Genomic DNA, 16622 nt, shown 5'->3' with positions numbered 1-16622 from the left:
CCCACCACACCGACCACCGCACGAAGAGAGCCCCCAGCCATGCCCACTTCCCAGGACATGACGACTGATCCGGACACTGGCCTCCTCGATGCCCTCCAGCACCAGGTGGCCGTCTTCGCCCGCCGCGCCGAGCAGACCAGGCTCGGCGGCGTGGGCCAGGTCCGCAACTCCATGGACCGCGCGGCCTATCTGCTGCTCAACCGGCTCGACCAGGAAGGCCCGATGGGCGTCAAGGCGCTGGCCGCGGGCATGGGGATCGACTCGTCGACCGTGACCAGGCAGGTCGCGCCGCTCGTCGACACGGGTCTCGTCAAGCGCACTTCGCACCCGGAGGACGGCCGCGCGGTCGTGCTCCAGCTCTCACCGCGCGGCCAGGCGCGGCTCGACGAGGTGCGCTCGTCACGGCGCGAACTCATGGCGCAGGTGACGGACGGCTGGAGCCAGGAGGAGCGCGACGCGTTCTGCACGCTCCTCACGCGCTTCAACTCCGCGCTGTCGGCCCGCCAGAGCGCGGCCGGGGCCGAGGGTGGAGCGGAGGCGGGCACGGGTGACGCGGCGGCCGGCTCCGAGGTGACTCCGACCTCTTGACCGGGGGCATGATCCTGGCCTGATATGAGGTCGTGCGAGAGCGGCAGGCGGTCCGGCATCGCCGCAGGGCCCGTGAGTTCGAGGCGTTCGTCGCGGGCGCGGCGGGACGGCTGCTGCATGCCGCGACCCTGCTGACGGCGGAGCCGCCGGACGACAACGCGCATGCGCAGCGGCTGCTGACGGCCGCGCTCGCCCGTACGTACGCGGACTGGGAGCGGCTTCGCGGCGAGGACCCGTACGACCACACCCGCCAGGAGCTGGCCGCCCGTTTCGCGCGCAGCGCGTGGCGCTACCACCAGCAGGGCCGGCTCTGCGTGCCTCACCACGGCAGGGCCGTCGCCGGGGGCGGGGTGCTGGAGCGGCTGACACCGCAGGAGCGGCTGATTCTGGTCCTGCGGCTGTACGAGGGCGTCGCCGAGGAGCAGGCCGCCGCGCAGCTCGGGCTCCCGGCGGACCGGGTCAGGGCGATCTGTACCCGCGCGACGGCCGCGATGCGGAGCAGGCCGCCGGCGGCGGCCGCCCCCGTTCTTCCGGCGGTGACGCCATGAGCTTCCCCGACCGCAAGCAGGACGAGGTTCGGCGGATGCTGGAGGGCGCGCACCCACCGGTCCCGGCGGACCTGGGCCCGCGCGCCGCCGGTCGCGGCGCCCGCCTGCTGCGCCGCCGGATGCTGGCACGGCGGCTGATGTGGCTGTTGCTCGGGCTGGCGGTGGTGGCGTTCACGGTGTGGGCGGTACTGGAGCAGCCCTGGGTGACCCCACCGTCGGAGGTCGCACCACCCCTGGAGGGCTGGTAGCCCGTAATCCCTGGCGCCCCGTCCCCCGGCATCTCCAGCCCCTCCGGCGCTTGAGGAGCGGGGTCCGGGGCAGTGGCCCCGGTTCGGGGAAGGGGGCGGGTCGGAGAGAGCGCCGCAGGCAACCCGTACGCCCCCTCCCCGCCCCGGCCCCCGCGCCGCCCCCCGGGCCGCAGGGCGGCTCCTGACCGGGGGGCGGCGCGGGACGACGGCCGGGTCAGCCCAGCATCTGCTTCAGGTCGGCCAGCAGGTCGTCGCCCGACTCGATGCCCACCGACAGCCGCACCAGGTCCCCGGGAACCTCCAGCGCGGAGCCCGCCGCCGACGCGTGCGTCATCCGCCCCGGGTGCTCGATCAGGGACTCGACACCGCCCAGCGACTCACCCAGTGTGAAGAGCTTCGCGCGGTTGCAGACCTCGACCGCCGCCTCCTCGCCGCCCTCGACGCGGAACGACACCATGCCGCCGAACGCCTTCATCTGCTTGGCAGCGGTCTCGTGCCCCGGGTGCTCCGGCAGCCCCGGGTACAGGACCTGCGTGACGCGCGGGTGCCGCGTCAGCATGTCCGCGACGCGCGTGGCGTTCTCGCTGTGGCGGTCCATCCGCACCGCGAGCGTCTTGATGCCGCGCAGCACGAGCCACGCGTCGAAGGGCCCGGCGACCGCGCCCATCGCGTTCTGGTGGTACGTCAGCTCCTCGCCCAGCGCCGCGTCGTTGACGATCAGCGCGCCGCCGACCACGTCCGAGTGGCCGCCCATGTACTTCGTCGTCGAGTGCACGACGACATCCGCGCCGAGCGCGAGCGGCTGCTGGAGGTACGGGCTCGCGAAGGTGTTGTCGACGACCAGGCGCACACCGGCCGCCCGCGCGATGCCCGCGAGCGCCTGGATGTCGCTGATGCCGAGGAGCGGGTTCGAAGGGGTCTCGACCCAGATGACCTTGGTCTGCGGGGTGAGGGCGGCCCTTACCGCCGCCGGGTCGGAGGTGTCGGCCACCGAGAAGGTCACGCCCCACCGCGAGACGACCTTGGCGAAGAGGCGGAAGGTGCCGCCGTACGCGTCGTTCGGGATGACCACGTGGTCACCGGGGCTCAGCAGTGTCCGCAGCAGGCAGTCCTCCGCCGCCAGACCGGACGCGAAGGCCAGCCCGAGGCTGCCGCCTTCCAGCGCCGCCAGGTTCTCCTCCAGGGCGGTGCGTGTCGGGTTGGCGCTGCGGCTGTACTCATAGCCGCCGCGCAGTCCGCCCACGCCGTCCTGCTTGTACGTGGACACCTGATAGATCGGCGGTACGACCGCGCCCGTGAGGGGGTCGGCGGTGTTTCCGGCGTGGATCGCGAGAGTCTCGAAACTGTGCTGATCGCTCATGGGAAACGAGCGTAGTTCGTCGGCGCACCGGCCCCGTTCTCATCCCACCCCATCCGGCCATGCCGCCGGCGGCGTCCGGGACAATGGAGGCATGGAGATTCTCTGGTTCCTGATCGCGCTGTGCATGCTGGCGGCGGTCGTCGGCCCCATCGTGCTGCGCAGGCGCGCCGGCGGCATCCGCCTGGTCGCGCCCGGCTCCCCCGACGCCGCCGACCCGGCCGCCTACGGCTTCGTACGCCAGGAGCTGCTCGACGTCCGGATGCCGGGCCCGGACCAGGATCTGGAAGACGTACTCGAAGTGGTGCAGCGCTCCCAGGACTGGCGGGCCGCCGCCCAGCTGCTGGCCGGAACGCCCAGGGAGGGCGAGGTGCGCTGGCAGCGCGTGCAGGCGTTCGCCGGGGCCGCGTCGCTGGAACTGGCGCAGCTGCCCGGCGAAGGCGGGCGCTGGCTGCGGGCATGGCGCGCGGAGTCGCCGAAGGACGCGGGCGGTGCGCAGGTGCACGCCGAGTTCCTGGTGCAGCAGGCGTGGCGTACGTCTACGCCCGGCACGGACGATTTCCGGATCATCCTGGAGGAGGCCCGTACGGTGTGCCGCGAGGCGGCGCTGCTGGCGCCGGGCGACCCCGTTCCGTACATCACCGAGCTGGCCGCGGCGCGCGGACTCGCGTACCCCGAGCCTGAGTTCGACCAGCTGTGGGCGAAGATCCTGGACCGCGCGCCGGACCACATGGGCGCGCACCTCGCGGCCCTGAGCTACCGCAGCGAGAACTGGCACGGCTCACGCCAGGCCGCCGACACCTTCGCGACCGCTGCCGCCGCCCGTGCTCCCCAGGGCTCGCTGCTCGCGGCGCTGCCCCTGTTCGCGGTGTACGAGCATCTGCCCGAGGTCAATCTGGTACGCGGCTTCTACCAGAGCGCGGTCGTGACGAAGGCGATGGAGGGCGCGCTGTACGCGGTGCACGCCGCGCGCCCCGACGACCCGATGCTGGCGCACGTACGGCACCTGCTGGTCCTCTTCCTCGTACGCGCCGAACGCTGGTCGGAGGCGATGAACCAGCTGCGGCACGTGGACGGGCACGTCGGCGCGCTGCCCTGGACGCACAGCCCCGACCCGGCGGCCGACTACGCGGTGTACCGGGCGCTGGCGGTCGCCGGCTACGAGGCGAACGGCGGCAGCCCGGCGACGCTGCCGGGCTGACACGCCGAGGGGCGGCGCGGGAGGAGTGTCGGGGAGGGCGGCGCGGCAGGGGTGCGGGGGGGGAGGTGCCCGCGTGCGCGACGAGCGGCGGCCCGATCCACACCGACCTGCGCGCATTGGGCACTGAAGGCGCAGGTCAGCCAGGCGCAGGCGCTCAGCGGCGACGACCCGTGCCCGTACGCCGTGGAGCTGCCGCTCGCGGTGGGGCTCGGCTATCCGCACGCCGAGGTCGAGCGCATCTGGGCCGAGATCGAGAAGCGCGACCCGTCCCACGTGGACGCCCAGGTCTCGGCGCTCCAGTACTGGCGCGCGAAGTGGCGCGGTTCGCACGAAATGGCCGAGGAATTCGGGCGCGCGGCGGCCCTCGAGGGCGTGCCGGGCTCCCTGCTGACGTACATATCGCTGTACGCGTACTGCGAGCACGAGCAGGGCGAACGGGACGTGGACCCGGACGAGTTCTACAAGGCCCCGCACATCGTGGCGGCGGTGGACGCGGCGCTCGTCGACGTGGCCGCGGCTCCTGAGGGGCGGCAGACGATCCGGGTCCGTCACATGCTGGCGTGGACGCTGTACTGGCAGGACCGGTACGAGGAGGCCGTCGAGCAGTTCCGCCACATCGACGGCTGGATCGGCGAGACCCCGTGGGACTATGCCGCCGACCCGGTGAAGCGCTACACGGACGCCCGCGACTACTGCGCGGCGAGGGTGCTCGAAGCCCGCGGCTGACGGGGGCGGGGGGAGCGGGGAGCGGGGGTGGAATCCTCCGCCCTCTTCCTGCGTTGACCCTAGGCGCAGACCGTCCAGGAGGAGATCCGCATGATGTTCGGCCGTACCCCCCAGCTCCCCACCCCGGAGCAGGCCCTGAAGGGCCGCTCGACCCCTGAATTCGAGGTTCCCTCCCGGCACACGGTCCTCGGCAACCCGCTCGTGGGCCCGTACCCCGACGGCCTGGAGATCGCCGACTTCGGCATGGGCTGTTTCTGGGGCGCGGAGCGCAAGTTCTGGCAGACGGAGGGCGTCTGGACGACGCTCGTCGGCTACCAGGGCGGCTACACCGAGAACCCGGCGTACGAGGAGGCCTGCTCGGGCCTGACGGGTCACACGGAGGCGGTGCGTGTCGTCTTCGACCCGTCGGTCGTCTCGTACGAGCAGTTGCTGAAGGTCTTCTGGGAGAACCACAACCCGACCCAGGGCTTCCGCCAGGGCAACGACGTGGGCACGCAGTACCGCTCGGCGGTCTACACCCACTCCCCCGCCCAGGCGGCAGCGGCGGAGGCGTCCCGCGAGGCGTACCAGAAGGTCCTCACGTACTCCGGCCACGGGACGATCACCACGGAGATCCTCCCGGCGGACAGCCGACCGTTCTGGCCGGCGGAGCCGTACCACCAGCAGTACCTCGACAAGAATCCGGCGGGTTACTGCGGCATCGGCGGGACCGGCGTCTCGTGCCCGATCGGCGTGGCGCGAGCCGAAGGGTGAGCTCCGGCTTCAGCCCAGCGCTGCTGGCGGGGCTGTGGCGGGAACGTCGGCCGGCGGGTCCGCCCATCGCCCACACGTTCCGCAGTGCGTACGCGGACCGCTGGGTGCGCTTCCACAGCCTCCCGGACTCGAAGCGCTACCCGGAGTCCGAGGACGAGTACGCGATCGTGCTGGACCGGTACAACACGGTCCTCGACGAACTGTTCGCGGGGACGGACGTGTTCGTGGTGACCATGGACTGGTCGGACACGCCGACCGGGCCCGCCGGGTACCCGACGCCGCGAGAGACACTGCACCCCGACGGCATCCGCTGGTGGACCGAGTCGGAACGGGACGAGCCCGATGCGGAGTCCTGCACCCACACACGTCTGTACGCCGACCGGCGCCCGTGGGAGCGCGGCTGCGTCGATGAGCTGTTGCGCGCCGTCGCGGACGAGGCGGTCGTCGAGGTGTTCTTCACCGATACGGAACTTCGACGCATCCACCACCCGTACGACGGCGGCGCGGACGTAGTCCTCACCACGTCTGCGGAGCGATCCCGGCTGCGCGACCGGCACGCCGACTGGCTCTCCAGCCATCCGGGCGGTCTTTGAGGGAGCGTGTGGACAGTTGATGCGAACGATTGCCTACCGAGTGCTCGGCCCGGGCTGGGGAATCGCGATCGACCTCACGGCCGCCTCGGCCCCGGTGGCGGCGCCGCCGGTCGGCGGCGACCGGATCAGCGCCCGCATATGGCTGGACACCGGGCCGGTCCTGAACCACCCGCCCTCCGACCGCTCGGGGCTGCGCCTCACGCCGGACGAAGTCGGCTGGCTGCGGCGCGGATTGGGGGCGGTGGCGGCAGAGACGGAAGGCATCCTGCCGCCACGGGTACTCACTCTGCTGACGGTCCATCGCGTGTTGTTCCCCGAGGCGGGCTTCCAGGCGGAGGGCCTGGCCGGGGCGATGATGGCGTGGTGCCGGGAGGAGTTCGGCCTTGGGCCCGAACCGGTCGGCACCGTCTCGTTCGATCGCGCTGCGAACCGATTCCTGTACGGGTGGGAGGAACACCACCCCGGCCGGCGGGCGGCACACGTACGCACGGTGCAGCCCACCCGGGACCTGCTCGGCCGCCCCTTGCCCCCACATCTGCGCCCGCGCCCAGGAGGATGAGGGATGCGGCATAGGCGAGCTGGCGGAACGTGTCGTCAGCGACGACGGCCCGGGGCTCCGAGGCCGGAGTCGGAGACGTGAGCGAACAGGATCCGCGACCAACCACGGGTTCTTGCAGGGGGTTTCGGGCCGTCCCTGAGCGCTCGAGTGTCGGTGGGCCGGGGCGCCGCCCACGCCTGTACGGGAATGGCCCGAAGGAAACGCCCAGCACGGCAGGCGCGGGAGCGGCGCGGGTCGGTTCGGTGGCTGTCGGGTGAGTGGCTGGGGTGCGGTCCCTGTCGGGGGCGGCGCCCCTCCCCCCGACCCCGACCTCCGAGCCCGCCCCCGTCGCGCCCATGCGCGTGCGCGCCAATGCGACTGGTAGACAGCAACCATGACTTACTACGCAGACCTGACGCCCTACACCTACGACACCGACCAGATGACGCATGAACAACCCGACGCCGCCCGGGACTTCCGTGGGCTTCCGCAGGTGAATGTCGGCTGGCTCGCGCGGGTCAGGCCGTACACCAAGGGCGACACTCCGCCCGGCCTGGCGGAAACGCTCAAGGCCATGCAGCACACCCACCGCGTCCAGCAGACCCGTGGGTACCACTTCTGCCCCTGGTGCGCCGCGAGGCTGCTCGGCCTCCTCGGCGCGCGGGACAACTGTCCGCGCGGCAGTGCCGAGATACGCGTCATCGGCGAGGGCGTCGTCTACGCCGCGCCAGAGCTGATCACCCACTATGTCGAGGCCCACGACTACGCGCCCCCGGCCGAGTTCGTCCGAGCGGTCCTGGCCTCCAGAAGTTGACCCGCCCCCTTATTCGGTGGCGGGCATCAGCGCCGGACGCGACGATCAGCAAATGCCCAGCATCTTTCTGGAGACGGACCGGCTCGTACTTCGGCCGTTCTGTGATCCTGAGGACAACGACGCCGGCAACGGCGCCCACGACGACCTCAACAACGGTCCCGGACGCGACCCCGGCAGTGACATCTGCCGCGACCCCCGCAGTGACATCGAACGGCTCGTCGCCCTCGACAGCGACCCCGAAGTCATGCGCTTCCTCAACGGCGGCCGGCCCACCTCCCGCACCTTCGTCGTCGAGCGCGTCCTGCCGCAGCTGATGCGCGACTATCCCTGCATCGGCACCCGCGGCTTCTGGGCCGCCGAGGAAAAGGCCACCGGAGCGTTCCTCGGATGGTTCGAGTTCCGGCCGCTGGCCGACGACAGCGCCGATGTCGTCGAGCTCGGGTACCGGCTCGCCCGGGCCGCCTGGGGGCGCGGTTACGCCACGGAAGGGGCCCGCGCCCTGATCGACAAGGGGTTCACCGATCTCGGCGTGCAGCGCGTCAAGGCAGACACCATGTACGTCAACTCCCGTTCCCGGCGCGTGATGGCGAAGGCGGGACTCCGCTTCGTACGCCGCTGGTACGGGGAGTGGCCCGACAGCATCGACGGCTGGGAGCAGGGGGAGGTCGAGTACGCCCTGGACCGCAGCCAGTGGCAGGGGGACCCCAGCGGCGCGAACCACACCTCGGACCGAGTCCGGTAATTCTCCCGCTCGTGCACATACTGTGATCCTGACCAGGGATTATTACGTCCCGTGTTCACGAACCTCATCCCCGTCGTCGGCCTCGCCGGTCTCGCCTGGGCCCTCGTCCATGTCACCCGCCTCGCCCTCCGCAACCACCGGGCCAAGCGCTTCGACGCCGCCGCCTACGGTCTCGTCCCGCGCGACGAGCTCGACAGCCGTCGTTCCGGTCCGCCCCGCGACGAGCCCGCTCTGCACCTCGCCGTCGAGGCCGCCTGCCAGGGCGACTGGGAGCCCGCCTCCGGCCTGCTGGCCTCAGCCACGGACGACGAGGACTGGGAAACGCGCTGGCGGCTCGTCGGAGTCTTCGCGGACGTCGCCGTGGAGGACGAGCGCTGGCTGCGGATCTGGCGCGCCGAGCGGCCGCGGGACGCGGACGCCGTCGTCGTGCACGCCCACTCCCTCCTCCTGCGCGCCTGGGCGGCGCGTGGTGTGAAGTACGCCGGGCAGACCTCGGACGAACAGATGGCGCTCTTCGCCGAGCTGCTGCCGACGGCGATGTACGCCGCCCGGGAAGCGGCCGCGCTCGCCCCGCGCGACCCCTCGCCGTGGATCACGATGGTCGCCGCCGCGCGTGGGCTCGGGCTCCCGCACGACGAGTTCCGCCGGCTGTGGGGCGAGGTCACGGCCCGTGCGCCGCGGCATTACGACGCCCACTGGCAGGCACTCCAGTACTGGTGCCAGAAGTGGTACGGCTCGCACAAGCTGATGTTCAAGTTCGCCAAGGAAGCGGCGGAGTCCGCGCCGGCCGGCTCCCTGCTCTCGGGCATCTATCTGCACGCCGTGCACGAGGCCGTACTTCAGGACGGCGACCAGGCCTACCGCACCTGGGTCACGAAGGCGGTGCTCGCCCGCGTGCAGGCCGATCTGGAGCAGGCGGTCCCCGACGATCACCGGCTGCCCGGGATACGGCACCTGCTCGCCGCCACGCTGGTGAAGACCGGGCGTTACGCCGAGGCCCTGGCGCAGTTCCGGCTGATCGGCGGCTGGTGCGGAGCCGCTCCGTGGACCGACGCGAACGACCCCGCGGTGGTCTTCGACCACGCCCGTGGCCTCGCCGCCCTGGGATCCGGCCGCCCGTAGCGAGCGGGCACACGGGTGATGCCCCGCCGACCGACGCCGGCGGGGCACACGGGCACTGCGCCGGCGGCGGACGCCGGCGTCACCCCGCCTGCTGCCGCATCCTCGCCGCCGTGTCGGCAGCGTCGTAACCGGGGGCGACTCCTTCGGCCAGGATCACGTCACCGGTGATGTGCCGTGTACGCAGGGGGATGATCTCCTGGTAGGCCTCGGAGTCGTACCAGGCGCGCGCCTTCTCGATGTCCGGGAAGCCTATGACGACCAGGTATCCGGGCCACTCCCCCTCGCGGACCTCCACCTCTGTCCCATGGACGAGGAAGTGGCCCGCGAAGGGGTCGAGGGTGGCCTGGATCCGCTCCATGTACGCGAAGACGTCGTCGTGCTGGGCGGCGGCGCGCAGGTGGCCGATGGCGTAGGCGCTCATAATGTGTTCCTCCCAGGGGAAGTGACTGGACCGGTTGACGAGCCGATCAGCTGGTGAGCCGACGGGCTGGTGACTCACATCCTTCCGGCGAGCGCCCCTGTCGTCGATTACCGCTCAGGTAATGCGGGGCCGGTCGTCGGCCGCGGGGCTGTCCGGCCGCGGGCCCTCCCGCCGCCGACGCCGGACAGCACGGGGCCCGTCAGCCGTACGCCCGCCCGTCGTCAGATCGTCGCCGCGTCGATCACGAAGCGGTAGCGCACATCACTCGCCAGGACCCGCTCGTACGCCTCGTTGATCTGGTCCGCGCTGATGAGCTCGATCTCCGAGCCCAGGCCGTGACGCGCGCAGAAATCGAGCATCTCCTGCGTCTCGGCGATACCGCCGATCATCGAGCCGGCCAGCGTCTTGTTGCCGCCGATCAGCGAGAACATGTTGAGGGAGTTGGGCTCCTCGGGTGCGCCCACGTTCACGAACGTCCCGCCCACCTTCAGCAGGCCCAGGTACGCGTCCATGTCGAGCGGCGCCGAGACCGTCGAGACGATCAGGTCGAAGGAGCCGGCCAGCTCCTCGAAGGTCTTCGGGTCGCTGGTCGCGTAGTAGTGGTCGGCGCCGAGCCGCAGCCCGTCCTCCTTCTTGCGGAGGCTCTGGCTCAGTACGGTCACCTCGGCACCCAGCGCGTCCGCGATCTTGACGCCCATGTGCCCGAGCCCGCCCAGGCCGAGGATCGCGACCTTCTTGCCGGGGCCCGCCTTCCAGTGGTTGAGCGGGGAGTAGAGGGTGATGCCCGCGCACAGCAGCGGCGCTGCGACGTCCAGCGAAAGGCCCTCGGGGATGCGGACGGCGTAGCTCTCGTCGACGACAAGGTGGGTGGAGTAGCCGCCGTACGTCGGCTCGCCGTTCTTGTCGACAGCGTTGTACGTGCCCGTCGCGCCCTTGGCGCAGTGCTGCTCCTGGCCGGCGAGGCAGGCCTCGCACTCACGGCAGGAGTCGACGAGGCAGCCCACGCCGACGCGGTCGCCGACCGCGTACTTGCTGACTCCGGCGCCGGTCTCGGTGACGATGCCGGCGATCTCGTGGCCGGGGACCATCGGGTAGATGCCCTCGCCCCAGCCGTCACGGACCTGGTGGATGTCGGAGTGACAGATGCCCGCGTACTTGATCTCGATCAGCACGTCGTGCTCGCCGACCGGGCGGCGCGGCACGGAGATCTTCTCCAGCGGTGCCTTGGCGGAGGGAGCCGCGTACGCGGAGACGGACGAGACGGAGGACACGGACGGGACAGAGGTAGAAGTGGTCATGCTCGAAAGCCTGCCTGAGCTGCGGACATCCACCCAGCCCTCTGTTGAGCGTACGTCCGCTGTGCGTACCACTGGCGGGGACAGGATCACCTTCGTACCCAGGGCAACGAGAGGTAATACTTGGCTTTCATGGACCAGCGCGCCGAACTGAGTGAGTTCCTCCGCTCCCGCCGTGCGCGGCTCAAGCCCGAGGACGTCGGCCTGCCCGACTTCGGCAGGCACCGCCGCGTCCCCGGTCTGCGCCGCGAGGAGCTTGCGCAGCTCGCCGGGGTCTCCGTCGCGTACTACACGCGCCTGGAGCAGGGAAACGGCCGCAACGTGTCCATGGGCGTACTCGACGCGATCGCCCGCGCCCTGCGACTGTCCGACGCCGAGCGCGACCACCTGACCCATCTCGCCAAGCCGTCGCCGAAGCGGAAGCGTCCTGTGCGGCCGCAGCGTCTGCGGCCCGGGATGCAGCACCTGATGGACGCCATGGACGGGGTGCCGGCGTACGTCATGGGGCGGCGCACCGACGTCCTCGGCTGCAACCGCATGGCGCGCTCACTGTTCGGCGACATCACCGCGCTGCCCGTGGAGGAGCGCAACATCGCCCGTCTCCTCTTCCTGGACGACGACTACCGGAACGTGTACGTCGACTGGGAGTTCAAGGCGTGCGAGGTCGTGAGCTACCTGCGGCTGGACGCGGGCTGCCATCCGGACGATCCGCTGCTGTCCGCGCTGGTCGGCGAGCTGTCGGTGAAAAACGAGGTGTTCAGGAGTCTGTGGGCCGCGCATCATGTGAAGGACAAGGGCCACGGGAGCAAGCGCCTGCACCACCCCCTGGTCGGTGAACTGACCCTGGCGTACGAGACGCTGACGCTGGCCGACGATCCCGAGCAGCACCTGATCACCTTCCACGCGGAGCCGGGCTCGCCCTCGCAGGCATCCCTGCACCTGCTGGCGAGCTGGGGGACGGACATGAACATGGAGATACGCGGATGAGCGGCACGACGCACGACGAGACCGTGACCCTGCGCCGGGCGGCCGGTTCCGACGATGCCGCCGCCGTGTCCGAGGTGTGGCTGCGGTCGTACGACGCCGCGCTGCCCACGGTGAAGCGGGCGCACAGCGACGACGGGGTGCGGGACTTCTTCCGGTACGTCGTCGTGCCGGAGCAGGAGACGTGGGTGGCGGAGAGCGGCGGCGCCGTGGTCGGGATGATGGCGCTGGAGCCCGGCTGCATCGAGCAGCTGTACCTGGCGCCGGAGCACCGGGGGCGCGGGATCGGCGACCGTTTCGTACAGCTCGCGAAGGAACAGTCGCCCGGCGGCCTGGAGCTGTGGACCTTCCAGGTCAACGAGCCCGCGCACCGCTTCTACGAGCGGCACGGCTTCCGCGAGGCCGAGCGGACGGACGGCTCGCGCAACGAGGAGCGCGAGCCGGACGTCCGCTACGTGTGGGCGCCGGAGAGCTGAACCGGCCCGCCAGGCCCGGCCCTCAGGGCTGGTACGGCGGCGCCACGCCCCAGCCCCACCGCGGTACCGGCGCCCGGCGCGGCGGGGTGGCTCCCGGCTGGGAGTTGGTGAGGGCGATCCGGGTGCCCCATTCGACGTACGCGACGAAGGCGGACCGGAATTCGGGGTCGTCCGGCAGGCCCGTCTCGTCCGCCGCGTCCAGCAGCAGGGACACCCAGCGGCGGCGCTGCTCCTCGGTGATGGCCTTGTCGAGGTGGTGGGCGAGCATGGCGGGGTAGCCGCCGTGCTCGTCGGTGTAGCGGGCGGGTCCGCCGAAGACCTCGCCGAGCCAGAGCGCGACATGGGCGGGGCGGTCGGGCGACATGCCCGCGAAGACGGGGGCGAGGATTTCGTCCTTGCGTACGTGCGTGTAGAAGGTCTCGGTGAGCCGCTTGAGGGCTTCGGCGCCGCCCGCCCAGGTGTAGAGGGACGGTACGGACCCGCCGGCGCCGTGCACGCCGGTGGGAGCGTAGTGCCGCATCTCCTCGATCTGCTCGATGTACGGGCGGATCTCGGCGAGGAAGGCCTTGAACTGCTCGCTGCCGCGGAACCCTTCGAGGTGGTCGCGGGTCGAGGTCCAGACGATCCGCAGGATGTAGTTCGCGGACTCCTCCTCGCAGCGGGCGAGTTCGTACTCGACGCACTGCGGCGACCGGGCGAGCTGCACGGATGCGCGGGCGTACGCCGCCTCGAACTCGGCGGCACGGTCGTCGGGGATGCGGTAGCGGATGTATTCGACGGTCATGATCTCTTCCCCCTGAAAGACGTGTCAGACGTGTCGGATCGCGCGTGTCGGATCGCGCGTCAGATCTTGGCCTGGAAGATTCCGCTGGCGCGCTCGCGCGCGTAGCCGAGTGCGTCGTTGACGGTGAGCATCGGGCCGTTCTCGTCGGCGACCGTGGTGCCGATCCACCGTACATGCGGCTGCTGCCGGGCCAGTGTCCGGAGCATCCGCAGCTTGACCGCGCGGCCGAGTCCACGGCCCCGGTGGGCGGGGACGACCACGGTGTCGTACTGGAGCGCGCGGATGTCCGACGGGTCGCGCAGTACGAGTTCGGTGTACGCGGCGATGGTCTCGGTGCCGCTGCGCGTGTCGACGGCGGCGACGGTCAGTATGAGGCCGCCCCGGTCGTGGATGACCTGCGCGGCGGCGCGCACCTTGTCGGCGTCCCAGAGCGGCGGCGCCTCGTCCATGTCGCCGCTGGGGGCGTCCTCCATGGCGCCGTGGGCGAGGGCCGACGCGTCGGCGAGGTGGTCGGGGACGACGCCTTCCCAGGCGGCGAAGGTGTAGCCGTCGGGAAGCTCGCCGTCCGGGCGCGGCAGGGACGTGTCCTGTACGTACCAGGTGATCGGCAGTACGTTCTCGAAGCCGCGCGCGTCGGCGAACTTCTCACCCTCGCCGCCGACTTCGAGTTCGGTGGCGACGGAGGTGCGCCCGTCGGCGGCCAGTTCGGCCTGTACGGCCTCCCACAGCGCGCCGCCGACGCCCCGCCGCCGGGCTTCGGGGCGTACCGCCAGGATGTCGAGGAACGCGGTGTGCTCGTTGCCGGGGTCCGTGTGGAGGAGCAGCGAGGCGACGCCTTCGTACGACCCGTCGGGCGCGGTGACGGCGAAGCGTGCCACGCGGCCGCGCGCCGAGGGCACTTGGAGCTTGCCCGCGGTCTCGGCCCTGCCCGGCGGCGGGATGTCGGCGGGCAGGTCGTGGGTGTGGGCGGCGGTGACGACGGTGTGCCAGGCGTCCACGTCGGCACCGGCGGGAGGAGTGTGCAGGGTTTCCACAGTGATCGGCATGCGTAGGAACGTACGCGCGGACCCGGAGGTCCGCACGCGAGTTCTACGGATGTGCGGTCCTGGTCACCCCGCGGCTGCCGACCGCGTCAGGAGGCCGTCGCGTTCTCGGTCACCGTGACGCGCCCCTTGCGGATCGTGGCGAGGCGCGGTGCGCGGCGGGCGATGGCGCTGTCGTGGGTGACCATCACGAACGTCAGCCCGTGCTCCTTCCAGAGCCCTTCGAGCAGCTCCATGATCTCGTCCCGCATCGACTCGTCGAGGTTGCCGGTGGGCTCGTCGGCGAGCAGCACCTTGGGTCGCTTGACGAGCGCACGGGCGATCGCGACGCGCTGCTGCTGCCCGCCGGACATCTCGCCGGGCAGGTGGCCGAGGCGTTCGCCGAGGCCTACGGAGTGCAGCGCCTCCCCTGCCCGTTCGCGTCGGTCCGCCGCCTTGAGGCCCAGCGGTACGAGCGCCGTCTCGACGTTCTCCTGGGCGGTGAGGGTGGGGATGAGGTTGAAGCTCTGGAAGACGAATCCGATGCTCTCGGCACGGACCTTGGTGAGCCGGGCCTCCGGCAGCGCCGCCAGGTCGACGCCGTCGAGTTCGACGCTGCCCGCCGTCGGCCGGTCGAGGCCGCCGAGCATCTGGAGGAGGGTGGACTTGCCGCCGCCGGTGGGGCCCTGGATGACGAGCCGGCCGCCGTCCTCGATGGTCAGGTCGACGCCCGCGAGCGCGTCGATGGTTTCCCTGCCGCGCCGGTAGCGCTTGGTGACGCCTCTGAGCTGGTACATGGGTGGGGTCAACTCCTGCGGTACGAGAAGGGGTTCTGGACGTCAGGCGACGCGGCGCAGCGCGTCGGCCGGGCGGAGCCTGGAGGCGCGCCAGCCGCCGAATCCGCCCGCGATGAGCCCGCCCGCGACGGCGAGTGCCACGGCGAGCCCGATGGTGGTGACGGAGACGGGCGCGGTGAGCGCGATTTCGACGGCCTTGCCGGTGGCCTGCCGGACCGGGCCGCCCATGCCACCGGGCCCTGTCACCGTCGCGGCGGCCCCGCCGCCACCGCCGCCCGCGCCGCCGAGCTGCGCGGTGAGGGTGGGGCTGATCGCGGTGACGAGGTAGGCGCCGCCCACACCCACGGCGATTCCGAGGGCGCCGCCGAGCAGACCGTTGGCCAGGGCTTCGCCGACGACCTGGCGGGTGACGCGGCCGCTCTTCCAGCCGAGCGCCTTGAGCGTGCCGAACTCTTGTACGCGGCGGCTGACCGCCGACGAGGTGAGTAGCCCGGCCACCAGGAAGGCGGCGGCCAGTACGACGATGGACAGCCACTTTCCGACGCTGGTGGCGAGGTCGGACGCGGTGGAGAGGGAGCCGGAGACGGTGCTGGCGAGGTCGGCGGAGGTGGTGACGGTCGTGCCCGGGATGTTCTTCTGCACGGCCGTCTTGACGCCGTCGATGCGCTGCGAGTCCGCAGCCCTCACGTAGACGGTGGTGACCTTGTTCTTGACGTCGGCCAGGGTCTGGGCCTGCTGGAGGGGGACGTACACGTTGGCGGCGGCGTCACCGCTGTCGGCCGTGGCGAGGCCGATGATCTTGTACTTCGTACCGGAGACGGTGACGGTCTTGCCGGTCCCCAGCTTCTTCTCCTTCGCGTACGCGCTGTCGACGACGGCGACCTTGGCGTCCGTCTCGGCTTCGGTGAAGGTGCGCCCCGAGGTGATCCTGGAGGAGGTGAGCGGGCCGAGCGCGGGCTCGGTGACGTCGGTTCCGTACACGGAGAAGGAGTCGACGCCGAAGGCGGCGCCGCCACCGCGCACCGCGCCGCCACCACCGGCACCCCCGCCCGGGCTGCCCGGCGCGGCGGGCTGCGCCTTCTCGACCTCGCCGCGCTTGAACTGGCCGCTGACCTTGAGGACCTGGAGGCTGAGGCCGCCGACGGCGTCCGCGACGCCGTCCTGCTCGGAGACCTTGTCGACGGTGGAGGACGCCAGGGTCTGGAAGCCCTGCACCATCACCCGGTCGCTGCTCTGCTCCTTGTCGTCGCCGCTGTCCTTGGCGTCGAACTCGAAGCGCGGTCCACGGCTGGTGTCGTTCTCGCCGGGCGGCGCGGCGGCCTTGGTGACCGTTATGTCGGTCCCCAGTCCGTACAGCGATTCCAGGACCTTGCCCTGGGCGCGGCCCATGCCGGCGGAGACCGAACTGACCACGATGACCAGCGCGATGCCCAGCGCGAGCCCAGAGGCGACGACGAACGCCGCCTTTCTGCGGCGGCGCAGTTCGCGCCGGAGGTAGGTGAAGAACATGGCGCGAAGCTATGGGCGGCTCGTGATGGCTGGATAAGGCCGGTCTGAGAGCCGCATGAGAAGCCGGGAACGCCGACGGCGGCGGGCGCCACCCCGAATCGGGG

At 71.5% G+C, this 16622-nt stretch carries 20 protein-coding genes; 13 read left to right on the top strand and 7 right to left on the bottom strand.

Features of this window, described 5'->3' with window-relative positions:
• The first annotated feature begins 39 nt into the window (after nucleotides 1-39).
• The 3 genes from ACWIHY_RS03410 to ACWIHY_RS03400 are packed head-to-tail and all read left to right on the top strand — an operon-like array spanning nucleotide 40 to nucleotide 1384.
• Nucleotides 40-588, top strand: coding sequence for a MarR family winged helix-turn-helix transcriptional regulator (locus tag ACWIHY_RS03410; RefSeq protein WP_454373903.1), 549 nt, complete (start codon nucleotides 40-42; stop codon nucleotides 586-588).
• Nucleotides 589-620: 32 nt separating this feature from the next.
• Nucleotides 621-1136 carry a sigma factor-like helix-turn-helix DNA-binding protein gene (locus ACWIHY_RS03405; protein WP_454373902.1) on the top strand — a complete coding sequence of 172 codons (516 nt, stop codon included), beginning with the start codon at nucleotides 621-623 and terminating at the stop codon, nucleotides 1134-1136.
• A complete protein-coding gene (locus tag ACWIHY_RS03400) occupies nucleotides 1133-1384 on the top strand; it encodes a hypothetical protein (RefSeq protein ID WP_454373901.1) in 252 nt (83 codons plus the stop codon). Before ACWIHY_RS03405 ends, ACWIHY_RS03400 begins: the two co-directional genes overlap by 4 nt.
• A 214-nt stretch (nucleotides 1385-1598) precedes the next feature.
• Here ACWIHY_RS03400 and ACWIHY_RS03395 read toward each other — a convergent pair whose 3' ends face one another.
• Nucleotides 1599-2744 carry a cystathionine gamma-synthase gene (locus tag ACWIHY_RS03395; protein WP_454373900.1) on the bottom strand — a complete coding sequence of 382 codons (1146 nt, stop codon included), beginning with the start codon at nucleotides 2742-2744 and terminating at the stop codon, nucleotides 1599-1601.
• A gap of 91 nt (nucleotides 2745-2835) precedes the next feature.
• On the opposite strand from ACWIHY_RS03395, the gene ACWIHY_RS03390 reads away from it, so the two are divergent.
• The 8 genes from ACWIHY_RS03390 (at nucleotide 2836) to ACWIHY_RS03355 (ending at nucleotide 9230) form a co-directional block, all read left to right on the top strand.
• Entirely contained in the window at nucleotides 2836-3942 is a 1107-nt protein-coding gene (locus ACWIHY_RS03390) for a hypothetical protein (protein WP_454373899.1), read from the top strand.
• Between the two features lie 183 nt (nucleotides 3943-4125).
• The gene (locus ACWIHY_RS03385; protein WP_454373898.1) at nucleotides 4126-4668 is read left to right on the top strand and encodes a hypothetical protein; all 543 of its coding nucleotides are present in this window, start codon (nucleotides 4126-4128) and stop codon (nucleotides 4666-4668) included.
• A 90-nt stretch (nucleotides 4669-4758) separates the two neighbouring features.
• Complete coding sequence (gene msrA / locus ACWIHY_RS03380) at nucleotides 4759-5421, top strand: peptide-methionine (S)-S-oxide reductase MsrA (protein ID WP_454373897.1); 663 nt, start codon at nucleotides 4759-4761, stop codon at nucleotides 5419-5421.
• Nucleotides 5418-6014 (top strand): DUF3885 domain-containing protein, encoded by a 597-nt coding sequence (locus tag ACWIHY_RS03375; protein ID WP_454373896.1) that lies wholly within the window; start codon nucleotides 5418-5420, stop codon nucleotides 6012-6014. The genes msrA and ACWIHY_RS03375 overlap by 4 nt, the downstream gene beginning before the upstream one ends.
• Nucleotides 6015-6033: 19 nt before the next feature.
• Nucleotides 6034-6573, top strand: a complete 540-nt coding sequence (locus ACWIHY_RS03370) for a hypothetical protein (protein WP_454373895.1) — start codon at nucleotides 6034-6036, stop codon at nucleotides 6571-6573.
• Between the two features lie 373 nt (nucleotides 6574-6946).
• Nucleotides 6947-7366, top strand: a complete 420-nt coding sequence (locus ACWIHY_RS03365; RefSeq protein WP_454373894.1) for a DUF7919 family protein — start codon at nucleotides 6947-6949, stop codon at nucleotides 7364-7366.
• A 52-nt stretch (nucleotides 7367-7418) separates the two neighbouring features.
• The gene (locus ACWIHY_RS03360) at nucleotides 7419-8108 is read left to right on the top strand and encodes a GNAT family N-acetyltransferase (RefSeq protein ID WP_454373893.1); all 690 of its coding nucleotides are present in this window, start codon (nucleotides 7419-7421) and stop codon (nucleotides 8106-8108) included.
• A 51-nt stretch (nucleotides 8109-8159) separates the two neighbouring features.
• Entirely contained in the window at nucleotides 8160-9230 is a 1071-nt protein-coding gene (locus tag ACWIHY_RS03355) for a hypothetical protein (RefSeq protein WP_454373892.1), read from the top strand.
• 79 nt (nucleotides 9231-9309) lie between these two features.
• Here ACWIHY_RS03355 and ACWIHY_RS03350 read toward each other — a convergent pair whose 3' ends face one another.
• Nucleotides 9310-9651 (bottom strand): DUF1330 domain-containing protein, encoded by a 342-nt coding sequence (locus ACWIHY_RS03350; RefSeq protein WP_454373891.1) that lies wholly within the window; start codon nucleotides 9649-9651, stop codon nucleotides 9310-9312.
• Between the two features lie 221 nt (nucleotides 9652-9872).
• Nucleotides 9873-10949 carry an NAD(P)-dependent alcohol dehydrogenase gene (locus ACWIHY_RS03345; protein ID WP_454373890.1) on the bottom strand — a complete coding sequence of 359 codons (1077 nt, stop codon included), beginning with the start codon at nucleotides 10947-10949 and terminating at the stop codon, nucleotides 9873-9875.
• Between the two features lie 129 nt (nucleotides 10950-11078).
• Between ACWIHY_RS03345 and ACWIHY_RS03340 the strand changes: the two genes are divergently transcribed.
• Both ACWIHY_RS03340 and ACWIHY_RS03335 read left to right on the top strand, forming a co-directional pair.
• Entirely contained in the window at nucleotides 11079-11933 is an 855-nt protein-coding gene (locus tag ACWIHY_RS03340; RefSeq protein WP_454373889.1) for a helix-turn-helix transcriptional regulator, read from the top strand.
• The gene (locus ACWIHY_RS03335; protein ID WP_454373888.1) at nucleotides 11930-12406 is read left to right on the top strand and encodes an N-acetyltransferase family protein; all 477 of its coding nucleotides are present in this window, start codon (nucleotides 11930-11932) and stop codon (nucleotides 12404-12406) included. The genes ACWIHY_RS03340 and ACWIHY_RS03335 overlap by 4 nt, the downstream gene beginning before the upstream one ends.
• 22 nt (nucleotides 12407-12428) lie before the next feature.
• Here the strand turns inward: ACWIHY_RS03335 and ACWIHY_RS03330 are convergent, their stop codons facing one another.
• The 4 genes from ACWIHY_RS03330 to ACWIHY_RS03315 form a co-directional block, all read right to left on the bottom strand.
• Nucleotides 12429-13190: a globin domain-containing protein gene (locus ACWIHY_RS03330; protein WP_454373887.1), complete on the bottom strand. Its 762-nt coding sequence runs from the start codon at nucleotides 13188-13190 to the stop codon at nucleotides 12429-12431.
• 59 nt (nucleotides 13191-13249) lie between these two features.
• On the bottom strand, nucleotides 13250-14236 hold the full coding sequence (locus ACWIHY_RS03325; RefSeq protein ID WP_454373886.1) for a GNAT family N-acetyltransferase: 987 nt from the start codon (nucleotides 14234-14236) through the stop codon (nucleotides 13250-13252).
• Nucleotides 14237-14322: 86 nt separating this feature from the next.
• Nucleotides 14323-15009 carry an ABC transporter ATP-binding protein gene (locus ACWIHY_RS03320; RefSeq protein WP_454373885.1) on the bottom strand — a complete coding sequence of 229 codons (687 nt, stop codon included), beginning with the start codon at nucleotides 15007-15009 and terminating at the stop codon, nucleotides 14323-14325.
• 42 nt (nucleotides 15010-15051) lie between these two features.
• On the bottom strand, nucleotides 15052-16518 hold the full coding sequence (locus ACWIHY_RS03315) for an ABC transporter permease (RefSeq protein WP_454373884.1): 1467 nt from the start codon (nucleotides 16516-16518) through the stop codon (nucleotides 15052-15054).
• Nucleotides 16519-16622 lie beyond the last annotated feature (104 nt).

The organism is Streptomyces sp. NPDC055287 (genome assembly GCF_053646035.1).
This window is presented reverse-complemented; position numbering and strand designations above follow the sequence as displayed.